The sequence below is a fragment of the Bacillus sp. RB3 genome, from assembly GCF_030164735.1.
Classification (GTDB): Bacteria; Bacillota; Bacilli; order Bacillales; family Bacillaceae_G; genus Bacillus_A; species Bacillus_A cereus.
Map to the genome: position 1 here is coordinate 37,828 of NZ_JASNGE010000017.1, position 17,703 is coordinate 55,530.

Consider the following 17,703-nt stretch of genomic DNA (forward strand, 5'->3'; position numbering starts at 1 on the left):
TTCAAGAGATTGTCAAAAATTTATTAGAGAATAAGTTTGTGAGAAAACCTTTTGTTCCGTTGTGAAGGTTATGGTTAATCGTGATTATTAGGAGAATGGTATTTTGAGGTATCGACTATTTTGCAAAAGAAAAAGAGTTTTGATATTATTTCAAAACTGCTATAAGGAAAAGAGTATAAATTGTATGTAAAAAAATTTTTCCCAATGTTATTATTTTATATCGAGTCTGATTTTACATAAAACTACAAATCATTATTTACTGTATTGCCCTTAGTTACGGAAACAATTATACTAGATGTAATCGAAATAAATAATCTGAATATTCTCAGAATTTAAGGTAGACCTTTACTGTCTACATATAGAATTAGAAATATGTCCACTAAATTGATTAGAAAACGATAATAACATTAGGAGGATTACGATGCCCCAGCTTGATTCATTACATCCCACTGTAGAAAAAATAATCAATAATATTGAAAAAATAATGGTCGGAAAACGAAAAGAAACCATCTTAGTTTTGACAGCTCTCTTAGCTGAAGGTCATGTGCTATTAGAAGATGTTCCTGGTGTCGGGAAAACAATGCTAGTACGTGCTCTTTCTAAATCCATTGATGCTGATTATAAGCGAATTCAATTTACACCTGATTTATTGCCGTCAGATGTAACAGGAGTTTCTATTTATAATCCGAAAGAGCTCCAATTTGAGTTCAAGCCTGGACCAATTATGGGGAATTTTGTACTTGCTGATGAAATTAATCGTACATCTCCAAAGACACAATCTGCTTTACTTGAATGTATGGAAGAAGGCAATATTACAATAGATGGCATTACAAAGCCTTTACCAAAGCCGTTCTTTGTCATGGCTACACAAAATCCGGTCGAATATGAAGGAACATATTCTCTACCAGAAGCTCAGCTCGATCGTTTCTTATTGAAACTAAAAATGGGATATCCTACACCAGAGGAAGAATTTGAAATTTTAAACCGGATGAAAAAAACAAATCCACTCTCTCAATTACAGACCATTACTACAATAGAAGAATTACTTTATTTACAACAAAGCGTACGGGTAGTAAGTATGGACAAAGCAATTAAGCATTACATTGTAAAGCTTGTTAATCAGACTCGTACGTACAGTTCTATACAGTTAGGTGTAAGTCCACGTGGTTCGATTGCTTTAATGAAAGCTTCACAAGCTTATGCATTTATCCATGGCAGGAATTATGTTATTCCAGACGATGTTAAACTTTTAGCCCCTTACGTTTTAGCACATAGACTCATTATAAAAATGGAAGCAAAATTTGAAGGAATAACTGGCGAACAAGTTATCGCAAAAATCGTTGCACGAACTACCGTGCCTACTCAAAGGACGATGAACCCTTGATGAAACGAATGCTGCGAGCGCTATATCACGTTATGAAGTTATTGCTACTCCCTTTATGCCTAGTCTTAACATTTGTGTACGCTATGTTTCAAGGAGGGTTTGTAAGTTGGTTTTTATTTTACAGCATAATTCCCATTGCTCTTTATTCACTACTACTCCCCTTCTACGCTTTACGGGACGCTGAAGTAAAGCGAATAACAAACCAAAATGGATATGTAGTAGGAGAACAATTTGTAAGCACGATTACAATAAAAAGAAAATTTCCTTTTCCCTTACTTTATTTAGTTATAGAAGATGAACTGCCACCACAATTTATAAGTTGTAAACAAATAAAGATGAATAAGGTAGTACTCTTCCCAGGATTGAAACGAAATATTTCGTTTCAATATGTTATTGACACAATCCCTAGAGGCGAGCACACTTTTTCAAGCGTTCGTGTCAAAACTGGCGATTTATTCGGCATGATGGAGAAAGAAGTAACTTTTTCAGTTCCAGATACATTTTTAGTCTATCCCCAGTATGTAGATATAGCGTATCGACAATTGGAAAATCATTTCGAACAAGGAGCGCTTTCAGCAAATATAAATTCAGCAAAAGACTCTACAATCTCGGTCGGTGTCAGAGACTATAAACCTGGCGATCGCTTTTCATGGATCGATTGGAAAGCAACTGCACGAACAAACAATATTATGACAAAAGAGTTTGAACAACAGCGCAGCCATAATATCATGATATTCATAGACAGAACCGAGTCTCCTCTATTCGAATCAGTCGTCACATTTACTGCCTCTATCGTAAGGGCTGTCTTGAAACAAAATTCACCAGCATCATTCGTGTCTATCGGAAAAGAACAAACTATTTTCCCTTTAGACAATGGAGATACGCAGTTACAACAAATCCTTTGTCATTTAGCAAAAGTACAAGCAGACAGTGTATTTCCGCTCTCCCAGTGTGTAGACATGGAACTAAGAAAAATTTATGAGCCCGTCACGGTTATACTCGTGACCAGTAATCTTTCTCCCGATATTCAAAAGGCGGCTGATTGTGCTGCTATAAGAAATAGAAAATGTATGGTTTTTGTCGTGAAAGAAAAAGCGAATCAACTTTCACACCGAGAACTCAGTATACTAGAAACTCTAAAAAAACGACAAATATTTGTAAACACGGTTTATGAAAACCGGTATACAAACGTGTTTTTTGAGGTGAGCAAATGATGATATTACAAGCAAAATACAAGTGGGATACGAACAGATTCTTCATGCATGCATGTGTATTTCTTCTTTTACTAGAATGGCTAAGACCTCTTATAGGTATTACAAATGTAGGTAGATTAGATATTTTCGTAACATTTATAGGAATTTGCTTCGCTCTCTCTTTTTTTCAAACGAGGTGGCAGATTCCTATAAAAATTGTCACAGTCTTATTTATCATTCATTCCCTATATTATAAAAATGCTTTTATAAATCCATCTTGGCTAACAACATTCTTTTCTGATATGTTTCGAAATTCCTCCCTGTTTTTCCAAAGGAATTTACTAGATATTTCTCCAGTTTTTCCGACGGTTTTATTTTTTCTCTCATTTTGGTTTTTGAGTTCTTTCACTTCATTTTGGATTATTCATAAAAAACGTGGGTTTCTATTCCTTGTATTGACTATTATTTATATCGCAACTTTTCATAACTTACATTTATACAATGCAAACTACGCTATTATTCGTACTGTTGTCATCGGCTTTTTTATGCTTAGTCTTCTTCAAGTAGAACGAATAAAAGAACGTGAACACTTACAAAATTATGCTAGAGAAATCTCAAAATTACTTAGACCACTTACAATATTTATCGTATTATTAGCAACCATTGCATACTTTGCTCCAAAATTTGGCCCTCAATGGCCAAACCCAATGGATTTTTTAAAATTCAACACATCTGAAGCAAGTAAAGAACAAAAAGTTTCTACAATTGGGTATGGTTTAGATGACTCGCGATTAGGCGGTCCTTTTAAGGCGGATCCTACAATTGTTTTCACAGCACGAACGCAAAACAAACAATATTGGAGAGTAGAAACAAAAGATTTTTATACAGGAAAAGGCTGGGAAATTTCTGAAAATCCGAAAAAGATTTCTTTTAAAAATAAAAACGACGTCGTAAGCTGGTACGAACAAAATACAAAAACGAAAACGACTGAGGCAACAATTACCATGCAAAAAAGTTACCCTCACCTTACCTATCCAGCAGGATTAGTATCAGTTGAGGCTGCTTCTGATGTATCATACAGTGTTGACCCGTTTTCAGAAAAAATTTATACAATGAATGGAGACTCTTCTACTACTTTACATTCGTATAAAGTAACATATGAGATCCCTGAGTTTTCCATAGAAAACTTGAAAGCTGTAAAAACAAATGAAGGTCAAGAAACAAATCCTTATTTTATGACAAAGTACACACAACTTCCCAAGTCATTACCACAGCGCGTAAAAGACTTGGCTGTCAATCTTACAAATGATAAAGACAACCGATATGATAAAGTATTAGCTATTGAAAATTACTTTACAGACAACTCTTTTACATACGAATCAACGAATGTCTTATTCCCTGCCAAAAGCCAAGATTATGTAGATCAATTCCTTTTCGATACAAAAAGCGGCTACTGTAATAATTTTTCGACGTCTATGATTGTACTACTTCGTTCTGCCGGGATTCCTGCTCGCTGGGTAAAAGGCTATACAGAAGGAACTCTTGACAATACACTTGCCTCTGCAGAAGGTGAGGATGTTTATACAATCACGAACGATAACGCACACTCTTGGGTCGAAGTATATTTCCCAGGATACGGATGGATTCCATTCGAACCAACAAAAGGATTTACTAATCCCTATAATTTTATAAATAATACGCCTGCTCCTATTTCACAAAATAGCGAAGCAAATAATTCTAATAACACGCAAATACAACAACGAAATAATGAAGCAAAACTTAAAAGTTTAATAGAAAATACAGAAGAAGCTTCTACTAAAAAGGTCACAAATTCTCAAACTAGTTTTTCTTGGTGGTACGTATTCCTCTCTACGATACTAATTAGTATTATGGGATACATTCTCTTCACCACTAGAATGATATGGAGGACATTTCTTATTATTCATTTCTATAAATACCGAAAAGATGATGCTGTTTATCAAAAAGCTTACGGTGCACTTTTAAAACAATTTGCGAGAATTGGCATGCCACGGGGTGAAAGTCAAACATTCCGAGAATACGCTCTCCATATCGATACACTTTACAACTCGGCCGATATGCAACAACTTACTGCCAGTTATGAGAATGCTATGTATAAACAGGGGCAGGCTGCAGCAGAATGGAAGAAATCCGTACACTTATGGGAAGTGCTTATGAAAAAAGCAGCTTCTCTACCTAAATCAGATGGCTTTGATACAGTAATTTAATCTTGAAAATGTGAGTTTAAAGAAAACGTCTCAAAGAACTACATTGTTCTTTGAGACGTTTTTTAATAAAGTGAAACTCCTAATTATTCTCCAAGTACCTTCTCAATCTCAACCTCTAAATCTACCGGCTTCGTCTGCGGCGCAAAACGCCCTACTACTTTCCCGTCTTTTCCAATTAAAAACTTCGTAAAATTCCATTTCACTGCTTTCATACCGAGTAAACCTGGTGCTTGTTCTGTCATGTATGTATATAAAGGATGAGCCTTATCACCTTTCACATCAACCTTTGCAAACATTGGGAAGTTTACACCGTAGTTTAATTCACAAAAACTAGTAATGTCCGCTTCTGTACCTGGTTCTTGTCCTCCGAATTGGTTACAAGGGAATCCGAGTATTTCAAGTCCTTGGTCTTTATATTTATCATACACCTCTTGTAATCCTTTATATTGCGGTGTGAAACCACATTTACTAGCTACATTTACAATAAGAAGTGCTTTTCCTTCGTAATCTTTTAACGATTTTTCTTCACCGGTAATTGTTTTAGCTGAAAAATCATAAACTGTCATTATCTTTGCCCCTCTCTTCACTATCATTCTATGTTTATACTATACTACATTCGTGAATATACATCTCTTATTACGTACTTATAAGATATAATGATAGCGCTTTATTTCCGTTCAAAATTCGACACATACTACTAGACTTTTATGATGGAAAGTTTTACAATTGAAATATGAACAAAATGTGACAGTTTATATTCCATTATAAAAGAAAAGGATGGTGTCCATTATGAAAACTGCACAACATGAAACGATTTCAAATCGCGAGTTTTATTTCGTACTATATATGATGTTATTGTATGTTACTGGCTGGGTAATCGATGTAAATGGTTTATTCTTAAGCTCCTACTTTAATTTAGCAGGAGAAATTATGCTTCCATTAGTAGGCGGGATTGTTGGACTGTTCATTATGTCTATTAATAAACAACAAACGAAATAATAATATTACAAAAAGGCAGAAGACGAGCTTCGTTTTCTGCCTTTTTTCTATTTTAGCGTATAATAGAAACATGCAGTATATAAGGAGTGGTAAATATGAAAAAAGTAGAGCAATTATCTTCTCACCTATATCTGATTGATGATTTCGATTTACAACATAATGAACGAACTGGTACGTACGTTTTATTAGGTGACGATATTACTTTAATTGAAACTTGTGCAGCCCCTTCTCTTCCGTATATTTTAGAAGGCTTACAACAATTACATATTGATTTAAACGCAGTTAAAAACATTATCGTTACACACGTTCATTTAGATCACGCAGGGGCTGCTGGTTTAATGATGGAAAAGTGCCCAAATGCTACGTTATATGTGCATTCTCGTGGTGCTCGTCATATGATTGATCCAACAAAACTTATTTCGGGTGCAAAAGCTGTCTACAAAGAAGATTTCGATAAACTCTTCGATCCAATTCTTCCAATTGAAGAAGAACGTGTTCATATTGTACAACATGGTGATACGTTAAAAATTGCAAAAGACCGCACCCTTACATTTTATGATACACCAGGACATGCGAAGCACCATATTAGCATTCATGATTCATTAACAAACGGGATTTTTACTGGCGATACAATTGGAATTTATTATAGAGAACTCGCAGACGTTGATGTAGAATTATATCTACCATCAACGTCCCCTTCACAATTCCAACCAGATGCGATGATTACTTCTAAAAATCACATTCAAAGTATGAATGTAGATACTATTTATTTCGGTCATTACGGCGCATCCTCTCATGTTACAGAAGTATATAATCAACTGGAATATTGGCTACCTATTTTCGTTCATACTGGTAAGGAAGTCTTTGAAAAGTATAATGATTTCGATGAAGCAACTAAAGCTTTACAAACTTTGTTAATGGATAAAATATCTTCTCATCTTACAAAGTTAAACGTTCCATCAGATCATTCTGTTTACAACATTTTACATCTAGATATAGAAATTAGCGCAATGGGCATTATTGATTATTTCACGAAGCAAGAAAAAGCAAACTCCACTATTAACTAACAGTAAAAGAAGAGATATACAACAGTAGTTATTGTATATCTCTTCTTTTTTTGAATATATTTTGAGTAAAGGATGGTGGAATATAATGCAAAAAGTGATGCTATACCTCTGCTTTACATTATTTATCGTCTTATTATTATTTGTAGGAGTAAAAATTCAATTTTATTTAGATACAGACACGCAAGTGAACTTTAACGTTTATCCAAGATTATTCTACTTTACACTCTTCCCTCTTATAGTTGGCATTTTATTACGATTCCTTCAATCTATTAATCGCGAAACAAGTAAACAAAACTGGAGCTTTCAACCGGATAAATTTATTGCTATTACAGTACCTACACTATTCATTTCCTTTTCCCCAGCACTACTCTTTTCACCACTTGCAGAATACCTACCTTATTTAGTTAATATTATTCTAATAAATACAACTTTTGTTACGATAATTAGTTTAATAGCTGGTTATTCCCTTTTAGATTGTTTTATACAAAAAGATAATGCAAATATGAAAAAGTATAATTGAACACTCTTTTTTGTTTCAATAAAAAAGCTCAAAGCTAAGGCTATGAGCTTTTCTAATTATTGCACCTTTTCATTTACATATTCCATAAACTGCTCTGCTTTAATAAATCTTTCTTTGTACGCTTCAGGTACTTCTTCTATTGTTATCCCCCCACTCGATTTCGTTTTTACTAAAACGGTTTGATATGACATTAATGCTTCCATATATTGTTCATACTCTTCAGGAGTTAATACCTCTTTACTAGACTTATGGCCATTTAATTTATCAAAATACGGATGAAGCTCCATTACCACCTTTTTCAATTCCTCTTTTTTAGCCGGTAATAATTGATCATAATCAATATTACCGTTCGAATCTCCGTACGTAAGTTTTGCATTTGTTAATTTTTTTAGTTCTTTTGTAAACTCTTCATATTCCTTCGTACCCATTTCATCTTTCGCCTCTGATAATTTTGCACTAAAACGCATATACGCCTCTAATGTCATCGTTCCGGCATGTTTTTTTAAATTCTCGAAAGATCCGTATATACCATCCGCCATAATAGATTGATACGCAAAACCAGTCGTCGGGATTAAAAGAGCTGCTGCAAGCACTCCTGCAATAAGACGCTTCTTCCTTTTGTTCCCTCCGCGATTCATTTTAATCTGAACAATTACTTTTTCTTTTAACTCCGGCGGGGCAACAATTCCCTTCGATTCTTCTTGTATAGATTCTCTAACTCTACAATCTAAACTCATTTCACATTCCCTACCTCTCCTAAAAAGATTTCTTCTACTTGCTCTTTTTGACGTAGTTTCTTTAATGCCGCATGAATTCTAGATTTCACAGTACCAATTGGAATATGTAATATTTGTGCTACTTCTTCTTGTGAATAATCATGTAAGTATCTTAAGATAATAACTTGTTTCAATTTATACGGTAATTTATGAATGAGTTCAATTAGTTTTTGGTTTGATATTTTACTTACAACATCGTTAGAAAAATCAATTTGTACTGACTTTCTTTGCTCTTCTGCTTTTTTTATAATTCGTAGTCGTATCCACCTCTTTCTTCTATAAGAGTGAATTTGTTTAATCGCAAGTCCAATTAGCCAAGGACGAAATGGCTTCTCGCTATCATACTTACGAAGCGATTCATATAGTTGTATGTATATTTCTTGAACGACATCATCTACATCCGTTTTATCCTCTATTAAAAAATGTGCTGTTTTATATATTTCTTGAATCGTTTTATCATACAACTTGCTATATGCTTCTTTATTTCCTGATAAAGTTAATTGGATTAAATGTGCGTAATCTATTTCACCCTTCATATTCCAGCCCTCCTTTGTCTTACACTATATATTGGCAGGTAATTCATATTTCGTTCGATTTTTTTAAAGTTTTTTTATATAAATTAATATTATGATTCATTGAGTTCATAAGCTTCACTTATAACCACACATAACTATTATATATTTTTCCAATTTCTGATAAAGATTTAAAATAATTTATATAGTCAAATTTAGGAGGATATATGATGAAAGCTATCGTTGTAACGTCGTTCGGTGGTCCTGAAGTGATGAAATATACAGATTTGGATATACCGTCTATTTCAGAAGATCAAGTTTTAATTCGCGTTGTTGCTACTAGTGTAAATTTCGCTGATATTAAATCACGTTATGGTAAAAAAGGAAATAAAGCACTACCTTTTATTCCAGGTATAGATGCCACTGGTATTGTAGAACGTGTCGGTTCTCATGTGAAAAATATTCACCCTGGACAACGTGTCATTGCTTTTCCTCAAAATGGATCTTACGCAGAATACGTTGTTGCAAATGAAAATCTTACTTTCGTATTACCCCATGAAGTTGACTTTCAAACTGCAGCCGCTTGTCCAATCGTATCTTTTACAAGCTATAATTTACTCGCAAATGTTGCAAGGCTTCAACAAGGTGAATCTCTACTCATTCATGCGGCTGCTGGCGGAATTGGCACTACTGCTATTCAACTTGCTAAACTATTAGAGGCTGGAACAGTTATAGGCACTGTCGGAAGTGAAGCAAAAAAAGAAATTGCTTTAGATGCTGGAGCTGATTATGTTATTTGTCATCAAGATGAAGATTTTGTAGAGAAAGTCAATGAACTGACAAATGGTGAAGGGGTTGATGTAATTTTAGACTCTATTTCTGGAACGGTTTCTGAAAGAAGTTTAAACTGCCTTGCTTATTACGGTCGCCTCGTTCATTTCGGTAATGCTAGCGGTGAAATTGGTAACTTTCAAACGAAAGATTTACATGCAAGTTGCCGCTCTATACTCGGTTTTAGCTTTGGAACCACACGAAAAAAGCGTCCTGAACTGCTCCAAGAAACTGCAAATGAAGTTTTCCGTTATTTGCGTGACGGACGTTTACAAATTAAGGCTACGAAATCTTTTCCACTTCAAAATGCAGGGAAAGCACATGAATGGGTCGAAAGTAGAAAAAGTACAGGGAAAGTAATACTAACTGTTTAGTCCTCTTCCTGAAATGAATACTGGAAACAGAGGTGGCATTCATGGGATCACGAATTATGCATGTTATTATCGCTAGTGGTATTGCTGAGAAACTATCAATTCACGATAAGACTTCTTTCTTACTTGGAGCTGTAGCCCCTGATGCTGTTCATTCAAAAAAAGAAAAAGGAACCTCACATTTTTATGCCGGTACAACGAAGAACTATACGAGAAGAATAGATTATGATTCATTTTTTCATAAATATGAATCACATATAGATTCCCCATTTATTTTAGGCTATTATACCCACCTCATTGCCGATGATAATTGGCTAAGTGGATTTTTTCTACCTTGGCTAAAAAATAGAATAGAGAATGACGAAACTATCGCACCCCTGTACTATAACGATTTTAAATTGTTAAATGCAAAGTTGCTTCATCATTACGATCAAGAACAACAGCTTTTCTCTCTTCTCAATCAAGAGGCTCACATTGTGGATATTGAAGAGGTTTCTAAAGAAAACGTTTTAGCTTTTCGAAAGTATCTTTTTGAAGATATGTTGTATCCAAAGCAACATTTGCATGAAGACTTACAAGTATTTACGTTTGATCAAATCGTTGGCTATATTGAGACAGCTATTGAAAAAGGAGTATTTTTTATTAAACAACTCTCTAATGAAAAATCCACTTCAAAAATTTAATCCCCCTCAAATATATTTGAGGGGGATTTTCACATAGCAATATTATTATTGGTTCTTCTCCATAACCGCAAAATAATTCCCTTCGCTATCAGCAAAGTTAAACACTTTACCAGAAGGCATAGTTACCATTTCTCCAACAGTAACATTTTTATTTGTTAAATCTGTATATAGTTGATCAAGATTTTCTGAGAAGAACATTAAAGACGGTGTACCAAGATTCAATTCTGGGCTCATTTTCGAAATAACTTCTTTATTATGTAATATAATGCTCGTTTCCGCACCGCTTTTCGGAGCGATTTCAATCCATCTCATTCCTTGCTTATTATCTTCCTCTGCAACTACATGAAACCCTACCTTCTCCGTCCAAAAATTTACTGCCTCATCTTGATTATTTACATATAACATAATTTGTCCTACTTTATGGATCATTACATTTCCCCCTAATGGTTTTTATATTCTATGTAGCTTTCTACAAATACTATCGTTATTCCTTTTGAGTTGGTATGTACTTCTTTGCAAAATTTATCGACTGACTCATCCCATCCAGTTCATCAAAATAATCATTTCTTTCAATCATGTTATATCCGTCGAATCCAATTTTATCTAATACTTTGAAGAATATATCGAAATCTACTTCACCATTCCCTGCTGCGACTTCTATATACTTAGTTGAACGATCACTTTTCACTTCTTTACAATCTTTAATATGAGTTTGTACTATATAATCTTTTAATAGTAATAAACCTTCTCCCGGATTTTCATTTACATCACTTATTAAATTTGCTGGGTCAAAGTTAACAGCTAGTCCTTTCGAGTTTGCAGTTTCTAAAAATCGTTTTAATACTATTGCTTTTTCAGATCCCGTCTCAATGGCGAAGAATCCTCCAAATCTGAACGCTAAGTCCCCTATTTCATTACAAACACGTAGCATTTTATCATAGTACTCACTATTTTCATCATCAGGGATTTTCCCAATATGGGCTGTTACTATGTTAGCTCCTAACCTTAACCCTTTATCAGTAATATATTTAAAACTCTCTATTACACATTCAGCTTCAGTTCCTATTATTCCATTTTCTCCGAAGCTAATTGCTAATGACGGGACTTGAATCTCATTAAAAGATAAGTTTTCTTTTAATGTATTCCATTGTATCTTTGAGATGTTAGCTAAGTTGAAAGTCGGATTCATAGCATATAATTGAATATATTCTAAATCCCATTCCCTTGCTTTTTGTATTCCTTCGTTTACTTCAATATATTTTGTATTCAAAAACATTCCTAATTTCCTATCCATATGTGTACCTTCTTTTTATTATTTCGCATCATTTTAATATTCGACTTTTTTATATTATTTCCTCGTATAAACCAAATAAATAAACTACCCTTTTTTCGATACTCCCAGTAGAAGCATATATATGATAGGCACATTAAAAACACTAATATAATTCCCATTATCACTTGTTTACAAACAAAAAAGACGTAACTACAAATAGTTACGCCTTCTCCATCATTTATCTAGGCTTTTTCTTCCCAGTAAATGCTGGTTTCTTTTTCTTTGGTGCTTTCGGTTTCGTTTCTACGAATGATCCTTTGAACATTTCTTGCTTCGTAAATACGATGCCTAGTTTTTTCGCAAATTGCAGTAATTTGCGCTCTTCTTGTGGAGTTACAAGAGATACGACAGTTCCTTCTTTACCCATACGTCCAGTACGTCCTGAGCGGTGAATGTATTGGTCTACTGTGTCTGGTAATTCTAAGTGAATTACATGTGTTAAATCGTCAATGTCGATACCGCGCGCTGCAATATCAGTAGCAAGTAGAATTTCTAATTTCCCTCCGCGGAAAGCACGCATTGTCGCTTCACGCTCTTGTTTACTTGCTTCTGCATGAAGAGCCGCCGCTTTCATTTTACGGAATTTCAATTTCTCAGTAATTTCATCTAAACGGAATGGATCGTTTAAGAAAGCAACTGCTTTTACATCGCCCATATGCATAATTCTTCTTACGTAATCATTTTTTTCGCGTCGCTCACAAATGATATACGTATGCTCAACTAAGCTTTTTGATTCTGCACGTGTTACACGTACTAATTGTGGTTCCACTGCTAAATCACGTGCCGCATCTTCTGCCGCTTTTGTCATTGTCGCCGAGAAGAATACTAATTGACGATCGCGCATCGTTGATTTAATTACATCTTGCACTGCGCCCATCATTTTTTGCTTTACAATTTGATCAAACTCATCAAATACAATTGTTTTTACTTCATGCATTTTTAGCTTTTTCATACGAATTAATTCTAAAATACGGCCTGGTGAACCGACAATTACTCTTGGGTGTTTCTTTAATTTTTCAACTTGGCGCTTAATATCTGCACCACCAATTAAAGATGCACCTGAAATTTCAGTTCCTGCTGTAAACTTTTGAACCTCTTCATGAATTTGCATTACAAGTTCACGTGTTGGCGCTAAAACAACAACTTGTGGCTGTTTTACTTCAGGATTAATTTTATGTAAAAGTGGTAATAAGTACGCTAATGTTTTTCCTGTTCCAGTTGGAGATTCAGCTATAACGTCTTGTCCTTCTAAAATAGTTGGAATCGCTTGTTTTTGAATTTCAGTTAACTCTTTAAAACCAGCCTTCTCCCAAGCTTGTTGTAAAAATGGTTGCATATCTTTTATCATTTGTTTTTCTCCTTTATCTCTATTTTTGAAGAAAATGCTGTATTGTTCGCACCGTTTCTATCATGTGTGAAATAACAGCTATTAAATCATCAACATGGTCTTCTGTAATCGCTTTTTGAAATAGAACCTCTACCTTATTATGATATGAAATCGCTTGCTTATTATATTCGTATGAAACTTTCTGCATAATCATTCTTTCTTTTCCCCATATAGAACGCATTAATGTTTCAATTCCTTCGCATTTTACTTCTGGTTGTTCTAACGGGAATAAAAATGCTAGCTTCATTTCACAACCTGGTGTAAACTGAGGCACTTCTAGTATTTCACCAGACAAGTTCTTTGCATCCACAGATAATGAAAATGTTGCTTCTACTAATGGTTCAAACGGTTCTGTTAATTGAAATGAGATATGATATATACGACTTAATGAAGCAAGATCCATCATATCTTTTCGATCTGTTACAAGAATATCTCCATGTAGATCAAAATCATACACAGCACCTTCTACGATTACTTTTAAATTGTCAAAAGCAGTTGGATCAAACATAATTTCCTCCAAAAAACAGGCGCCTTTCGATGGAAAGGCGCCACTTGATGTATATATAGTTTACAGATAAACGAGATGAATTACAACCTTTTAGAATAAACCTACTGCTTTTCCATCTTCATTTACATCCATTTGAAGTGCTGCTGGTTGTTTTGGAAGACCTGGCATTGTTAACATTGTACCTGTTAACGCAACGATAAAGCCTGCGCCGATAGATGGTTTTAACTCACGAATTGTAACGATAAAGTCAGATGGACGACCTAATTTTGTTGCATCGTCAGAAAGAGAGTATTGTGTTTTCGCCATACAAACTGGTAGGTTACTCCAACCTTCTCCTTCATATTGAGCTAATTGCTTACGTGCTTTCGGAGCAAATTCAATATCTTTTGCGCCATATACCTTTTGAGCAATTGTACGAATTTTTTCTTCTAAGGGTAATTCTAATTCATAAAGTGGTGCGTAGTTGTTTTCACCTTTTTCGATTTCTTTTAGTACTTTTTCAGCAAGGTCAACTCCGCCTTGGCCACCCTTCTCCCAAACTTCTGTTAAGGATACTGCATAGCCACGCTCATTACACCACTCTTGTAAGTATGTAACTTCTGCATCTGTATCTGTAATGAATTTATTAATTGCAATTACGAAAGGCACACCGAAGCTTTGAATTGTTTCAACATGCTTCTGTAAGTTTTCCATACCTTTTGCTAATGCATCTACATTTTCTTCTTTTAATTGATCTTTTGCAACGCCACCATGCATTTTAAGCGCACGAATCGTCGCAACAATAACAACTGCTTCTGGTTTAATGCCAGCTGCACGAGCTTTAATATCTAAAAACTTCTCAGCGCCTAAATCAGCACCGAATCCAGCTTCTGTAATAACATAATCACCTAATTTTGCTGCCATTGTTGTAGCGATAACACTGTTACAACCGTGAGCGATATTCGCAAATGGTCCGCCATGAATGATAGCTGGTGTATTTTCTAACGTTTGTACTAAGTTCGGCTTTAATGCGTCTTTTAATAATAGTGTTAACGCACCTTCTACACCTAAATCTTTAACCGTTACAGGTTGATTTGCAAAGTTATAGGCAACTACGATGCGAGATAAACGTGCTTTTAAGTCTTGAATATCTGTTGCAAGGCAGAACACGGCCATAATTTCAGATGCTACTGTAATGTCAAAACCGTCTTCACGTGGTACACCTTGTACAGGTCCACCAAGACCAATTACTACGTTACGAAGGGCACGATCATTTAAGTCAACGCAGCGTTTCCAAACGATTTTACGCGTATCAATTCCAAGTGTGTTTCCTTGTTGGATATGATTATCAATAAACGCTGCTAATGCGTTATTGGCAGTTGTGATCGCATGGATATCTCCAGTAAAGTGAAGGTTAATGTCTTCCATTGGTACGACTTGTGAAAAACCGCCACCTGCTGCTCCACCTTTTAATCCCATCGTCGGTCCAAGAGATGGTTCACGAAGTGCAATTACTGTTTTCTTACCAATTTTGTTAAAAGCTTGACCTAAACCAACTGTTACTGTTGATTTACCTTCTCCAGCTGGAGTTGGGTTAATTGCTGTTACTAAAACAACTTTACCGTCTTTCTCATCTTGTAAGCGCTTAAAAATATCAAGAGATAACTTACCTTTATAATGCCCGTATGGCTCTAATTCATCTTCTAAAATATTTAAATCAGCTGCAATTTCTTGAATCTTCTTCATACTCGCTTCTTGTGCGATTTCAATATCGGATTTCACTGTTGTAGTAGTTGTCATATACCCTAGTCCCCCTTTAATTGGTTCTGATGATATTGTATCAGTTTTTTGTATTTTCTGCACTTATTTACCTCCTAAAAATTCTTTCATTTCTTTATACGTTTTTTAACATAAATACCCATAAGAATGTTAACGATTGTTGTAACTCTGTAGGTAGTTGACCTAACATCTTCTCATTTACTCCGCGCTTATATACGCCGATGCCATCTACAACTTTAAAACCTTGTTCTTTCGCTAACTGTTCAAATTCCCAAGGCATCATCGTATTACAAACAACGTCTTTTCCGTACAAGCGAGGATAACTGTTCTCTCGTGGCTTTGCTGTCGGTCCTAAAATTGCAATACATGCATATCCATCTTTCTTTAACACACGCTTTATTTCATTTAACGCTCGTAATGGCTCTTCCGTCCATTCTAAAGAATTAATTGCCATAATTGATTCGAATTGCTCATTTTCAAATGGTAATGCAGAAAGATCTCCTTTTATAAAAGATAAATTCGGTCCTTCTCCGCGTTCCTTACCTTTTTGAATCATCACTTCCGATAAATCTACTCCTACTGCTTTATAGCCTGCGCGACTTAATTTATATGTACCGTAGCCATCACCACAACCAACATCGAGCACTTGTGCTTCTTTCTTCACGTATTGTTCAAAAAACGGAATAATTGTACTTCTGCTACCACTGTCCCACATCTCTTGACTATTTTGATTCCAAAACTCTGCGCTACTATCCCATTTCTTCTCCGCTGACTCGTGCCAATTAAATTTCGTCATACATTCCCCTACCTTCACGTATTATCATTCATTTCATTCTACATCATTTTCCAAAATTCCTGTTTTATCCCGCTTGCAGTAAGACACCTACCTCAAAATTCAATGGATGCGGATCAGTTAATGGGAGAGAACTGCTCATAAAAATCCAATTGTTGCTGGCTGATAATCAGTCCTAGTGGAAAAAATCCCACACTTTATCTTCAATAGGAGATGGATATGTTAACGATGGAATGCGTATTCTCCAATTTTTGCTTTACTTGGGTTTAACTCATACTCATGCTCTTCTCATTTTGAAAGATACTATAGATACACCCAATTGAAAGAGAGGGATGTACATGCGAAGAAAGAGAAATCATCATTTTAAAAGTGGTGAAAAAAACGAAGAGTATGCTGCTGAAATATCACCAGCTGGCATTCCAATTAGACATAAGCGTAAAGAAATTGCAAATGAGATAGAAGGTACAAATACCGGCACAATGGTAGGCTATGTCGCTTTATTTCTTTCGTTATTCTCCATTGCTTTTTATCCAGTTACGCTCGGCTCCCTAGCAATTTTAGTTGGCCTATTAGCTGTCAATTTCGGAGCAAGAACACTTGGATATACAGCAATTGGTTTTGGTAGTTTTTCTGTTTTATTTACTTTACTTTATCCGCTTGCTTTGTCAGCGTTTTAAAAAAACACACCAAGTTATACTTGGTGTGTTCATTCATGATACAACATAATATGACCGCATCCACAACAATGTTTCGCTGTAATTTCTTGAAACACTGGATAATTTTCTTCATCTCGATGCTCAATAAATACTTTTTCAAATCGATACATGTTTGGTGCATATGCCCAATCTTGTTTCGTACGTGCATATAACGTTGAGGAAAAAAACTCCTCACCACCGCAAACGATACATGTGTTCTTCATCGCTACCCCTCCTATGCTTGTCTTACTTCATCTATATGAACATAAGCATAAAAAAAAGACCTTCTATTACTAGAAAGTCTTCTCTGAAACAAAAAGAAATGTACCAAACATTCCTACTCCGCTATATTCTTTTGAAACACCAGCTTCTGTTTTAAATGTTTGCTTTACAGTCATAAAGAATACACCATTTCGTGCATCTGTACTTTCAAATTGTAGTTTTTCTTTTTTACCATCTACATTTTGCGTGCATTCAAAACTACTCTCATTACAATTCAACGCATACTTATCCTCTACATACACTTTAAAATCTGATTCTTTCGGACAAGTTATAAGTAATATTGCCACGAGAATAATACTTATAATACCCACAATTGTATAATATTTCTTCATTTGTACTCCTTTCAAATGACAAGAAAACTTGAC

20 protein-coding genes are annotated in these 17,703 nt (G+C 35.0%); 9 read left to right on the top strand and 11 right to left on the bottom strand.

The genetic code is table 11. The features are described from left to right. Positions 1-421 precede the first annotated feature (421 nt). Genes QO049_RS20330 through QO049_RS20340 form a run of 3 tightly spaced genes read left to right on the top strand, consistent with a single transcriptional unit; the run spans position 422 to position 4,823 of the window. Positions 422-1,384, top strand: a complete 963-nt coding sequence (locus QO049_RS20330) for an AAA family ATPase (protein WP_246962611.1) — start codon at positions 422-424, stop codon at positions 1,382-1,384. Next, a complete protein-coding gene (locus QO049_RS20335; protein ID WP_097861834.1) occupies positions 1,384-2,598 on the top strand; it encodes a DUF58 domain-containing protein in 1,215 nt (404 codons plus the stop codon). The genes QO049_RS20330 and QO049_RS20335 overlap by 1 nt, the downstream gene beginning before the upstream one ends. After that, a complete protein-coding gene (locus tag QO049_RS20340; RefSeq protein WP_246962607.1) occupies positions 2,595-4,823 on the top strand; it encodes a transglutaminase TgpA family protein in 2,229 nt (742 codons plus the stop codon). Before QO049_RS20335 ends, QO049_RS20340 begins: the two co-directional genes overlap by 4 nt. A gap of 83 nt (positions 4,824-4,906) precedes the next feature. On the opposite strand, the gene bsaA is transcribed toward QO049_RS20340, so the two are convergent. After that, positions 4,907-5,389: a glutathione peroxidase gene (gene bsaA / locus QO049_RS20345; protein ID WP_000219434.1), complete on the bottom strand. Its 483-nt coding sequence runs from the start codon at positions 5,387-5,389 to the stop codon at positions 4,907-4,909. A 223-nt stretch (positions 5,390-5,612) separates the two neighbouring features. Here bsaA and QO049_RS20350 point away from each other — a divergent pair, with 223 nt between their 5' ends. From QO049_RS20350 to QO049_RS20360, 3 genes are all read left to right on the top strand, one after another. After that, entirely contained in the window at positions 5,613-5,822 is a 210-nt protein-coding gene (locus tag QO049_RS20350) for a DUF3925 domain-containing protein (RefSeq protein WP_000844984.1), read from the top strand. Between the two features lie 95 nt (positions 5,823-5,917). Then, positions 5,918-6,889 carry an MBL fold metallo-hydrolase gene (locus QO049_RS20355; RefSeq protein WP_097861836.1) on the top strand — a complete coding sequence of 324 codons (972 nt, stop codon included), beginning with the start codon at positions 5,918-5,920 and terminating at the stop codon, positions 6,887-6,889. Positions 6,890-6,974: 85 nt separating this feature from the next. After that, complete coding sequence (locus QO049_RS20360; protein WP_001174543.1) at positions 6,975-7,409, top strand: hypothetical protein; 435 nt, start codon at positions 6,975-6,977, stop codon at positions 7,407-7,409. Between the two features lie 56 nt (positions 7,410-7,465). On the opposite strand, the gene QO049_RS20365 is transcribed toward QO049_RS20360, so the two are convergent. Together QO049_RS20365 and QO049_RS20370 are read right to left on the bottom strand one after the other, a co-directional pair. Then, the gene (locus QO049_RS20365) at positions 7,466-8,146 is read right to left on the bottom strand and encodes a DUF3600 domain-containing protein (RefSeq protein WP_061655336.1); all 681 of its coding nucleotides are present in this window, start codon (positions 8,144-8,146) and stop codon (positions 7,466-7,468) included. Beyond that, positions 8,143-8,721 (bottom strand): sigma-70 family RNA polymerase sigma factor, encoded by a 579-nt coding sequence (locus QO049_RS20370; protein WP_061655337.1) that lies wholly within the window; start codon positions 8,719-8,721, stop codon positions 8,143-8,145. The genes QO049_RS20365 and QO049_RS20370 overlap by 4 nt, the downstream gene beginning before the upstream one ends. Before the next feature lie 206 nt (positions 8,722-8,927). Here QO049_RS20370 and QO049_RS20375 point away from each other — a divergent pair, with 206 nt between their 5' ends. Further along, positions 8,928-9,902 (top strand): quinone oxidoreductase family protein, encoded by a 975-nt coding sequence (locus QO049_RS20375; protein WP_284489414.1) that lies wholly within the window; start codon positions 8,928-8,930, stop codon positions 9,900-9,902. Between the two features lie 41 nt (positions 9,903-9,943). After that, complete coding sequence (locus QO049_RS20380) at positions 9,944-10,582, top strand: zinc dependent phospholipase C family protein (protein WP_000535630.1); 639 nt, start codon at positions 9,944-9,946, stop codon at positions 10,580-10,582. Between the two features lie 45 nt (positions 10,583-10,627). On the opposite strand, the gene QO049_RS20385 is transcribed toward QO049_RS20380, so the two are convergent. The 6 genes from QO049_RS20385 to QO049_RS20410 form a co-directional block, all read right to left on the bottom strand. After that, positions 10,628-11,011, bottom strand: coding sequence for a VOC family protein (locus tag QO049_RS20385; protein ID WP_000581467.1), 384 nt, complete (start codon positions 11,009-11,011; stop codon positions 10,628-10,630). A gap of 55 nt (positions 11,012-11,066) precedes the next feature. Then, complete coding sequence (locus tag QO049_RS20390) at positions 11,067-11,876, bottom strand: sugar phosphate isomerase/epimerase family protein (RefSeq protein ID WP_000375221.1); 810 nt, start codon at positions 11,874-11,876, stop codon at positions 11,067-11,069. Positions 11,877-12,093: 217 nt separating this feature from the next. Then, complete coding sequence (locus QO049_RS20395; RefSeq protein ID WP_000588613.1) at positions 12,094-13,263, bottom strand: DEAD/DEAH box helicase; 1,170 nt, start codon at positions 13,261-13,263, stop codon at positions 12,094-12,096. Between the two features lie 19 nt (positions 13,264-13,282). After that, positions 13,283-13,810, bottom strand: coding sequence for a hypothetical protein (locus tag QO049_RS20400; RefSeq protein WP_000460206.1), 528 nt, complete (start codon positions 13,808-13,810; stop codon positions 13,283-13,285). 90 nt (positions 13,811-13,900) lie between these two features. Then, positions 13,901-15,589, bottom strand: coding sequence for a formate--tetrahydrofolate ligase (locus QO049_RS20405; protein ID WP_014482011.1), 1,689 nt, complete (start codon positions 15,587-15,589; stop codon positions 13,901-13,903). Between the two features lie 94 nt (positions 15,590-15,683). Next, a complete protein-coding gene (locus tag QO049_RS20410) occupies positions 15,684-16,364 on the bottom strand; it encodes a class I SAM-dependent methyltransferase (RefSeq protein WP_000160044.1) in 681 nt (226 codons plus the stop codon). A 335-nt stretch (positions 16,365-16,699) separates the two neighbouring features. Here QO049_RS20410 and QO049_RS20415 point away from each other — a divergent pair, with 335 nt between their 5' ends. Further along, complete coding sequence (locus tag QO049_RS20415) at positions 16,700-17,038, top strand: hypothetical protein (protein ID WP_001253202.1); 339 nt, start codon at positions 16,700-16,702, stop codon at positions 17,036-17,038. Between the two features lie 29 nt (positions 17,039-17,067). Here QO049_RS20415 and QO049_RS20420 read toward each other — a convergent pair whose 3' ends face one another. Next, positions 17,068-17,280 (bottom strand): hypothetical protein, encoded by a 213-nt coding sequence (locus tag QO049_RS20420; RefSeq protein ID WP_000798747.1) that lies wholly within the window; start codon positions 17,278-17,280, stop codon positions 17,068-17,070. 69 nt (positions 17,281-17,349) lie between these two features. Further along, positions 17,350-17,670, bottom strand: coding sequence for a hypothetical protein (locus QO049_RS20425; protein WP_000761171.1), 321 nt, complete (start codon positions 17,668-17,670; stop codon positions 17,350-17,352). Positions 17,671-17,703: the final 33 nt, after the last annotated feature.

Excerpts from the sequence above, each read along its gene's own strand:
- QO049_RS20330 (WP_246962611.1), top strand. The coding sequence starts at position 422 with ATGCCCCAGCTTGATTCATTACATCCCACTGTAGAAAAAATAATCAAT.
- QO049_RS20335 (WP_097861834.1), top strand. The coding sequence starts at position 1,384 with ATGAAACGAATGCTGCGAGCGCTATATCACGTTATGAAGTTATTGCTA.
- QO049_RS20340 (WP_246962607.1), top strand. The coding sequence starts at position 2,595 with ATGATGATATTACAAGCAAAATACAAGTGGGATACGAACAGATTCTTC.
- bsaA (WP_000219434.1), bottom strand. The coding sequence starts at position 5,389 with ATGACAGTTTATGATTTTTCAGCTAAAACAATTACCGGTGAAGAAAAA.
- QO049_RS20350 (WP_000844984.1), top strand. The coding sequence starts at position 5,613 with ATGAAAACTGCACAACATGAAACGATTTCAAATCGCGAGTTTTATTTC.
- QO049_RS20355 (WP_097861836.1), top strand. The coding sequence starts at position 5,918 with ATGAAAAAAGTAGAGCAATTATCTTCTCACCTATATCTGATTGATGAT.
- QO049_RS20360 (WP_001174543.1), top strand. The coding sequence starts at position 6,975 with ATGCAAAAAGTGATGCTATACCTCTGCTTTACATTATTTATCGTCTTA.
- QO049_RS20365 (WP_061655336.1), bottom strand. The coding sequence starts at position 8,146 with ATGAGTTTAGATTGTAGAGTTAGAGAATCTATACAAGAAGAATCGAAG.
- QO049_RS20370 (WP_061655337.1), bottom strand. The coding sequence starts at position 8,721 with ATGAAGGGTGAAATAGATTACGCACATTTAATCCAATTAACTTTATCA.
- QO049_RS20375 (WP_284489414.1), top strand. The coding sequence starts at position 8,928 with ATGAAAGCTATCGTTGTAACGTCGTTCGGTGGTCCTGAAGTGATGAAA.
- QO049_RS20380 (WP_000535630.1), top strand. The coding sequence starts at position 9,944 with ATGGGATCACGAATTATGCATGTTATTATCGCTAGTGGTATTGCTGAG.
- QO049_RS20385 (WP_000581467.1), bottom strand. The coding sequence starts at position 11,011 with ATGATCCATAAAGTAGGACAAATTATGTTATATGTAAATAATCAAGAT.
- QO049_RS20390 (WP_000375221.1), bottom strand. The coding sequence starts at position 11,876 with ATGGATAGGAAATTAGGAATGTTTTTGAATACAAAATATATTGAAGTA.
- QO049_RS20395 (WP_000588613.1), bottom strand. The coding sequence starts at position 13,263 with ATGATAAAAGATATGCAACCATTTTTACAACAAGCTTGGGAGAAGGCT.
- QO049_RS20400 (WP_000460206.1), bottom strand. The coding sequence starts at position 13,810 with ATGTTTGATCCAACTGCTTTTGACAATTTAAAAGTAATCGTAGAAGGT.
- QO049_RS20405 (WP_014482011.1), bottom strand. The coding sequence starts at position 15,589 with ATGACAACTACTACAACAGTGAAATCCGATATTGAAATCGCACAAGAA.
- QO049_RS20410 (WP_000160044.1), bottom strand. The coding sequence starts at position 16,364 with ATGACGAAATTTAATTGGCACGAGTCAGCGGAGAAGAAATGGGATAGT.
- QO049_RS20415 (WP_001253202.1), top strand. The coding sequence starts at position 16,700 with ATGCGAAGAAAGAGAAATCATCATTTTAAAAGTGGTGAAAAAAACGAA.
- QO049_RS20420 (WP_000798747.1), bottom strand. The coding sequence starts at position 17,280 with ATGAAGAACACATGTATCGTTTGCGGTGGTGAGGAGTTTTTTTCCTCA.
- QO049_RS20425 (WP_000761171.1), bottom strand. The coding sequence starts at position 17,670 with ATGAAGAAATATTATACAATTGTGGGTATTATAAGTATTATTCTCGTG.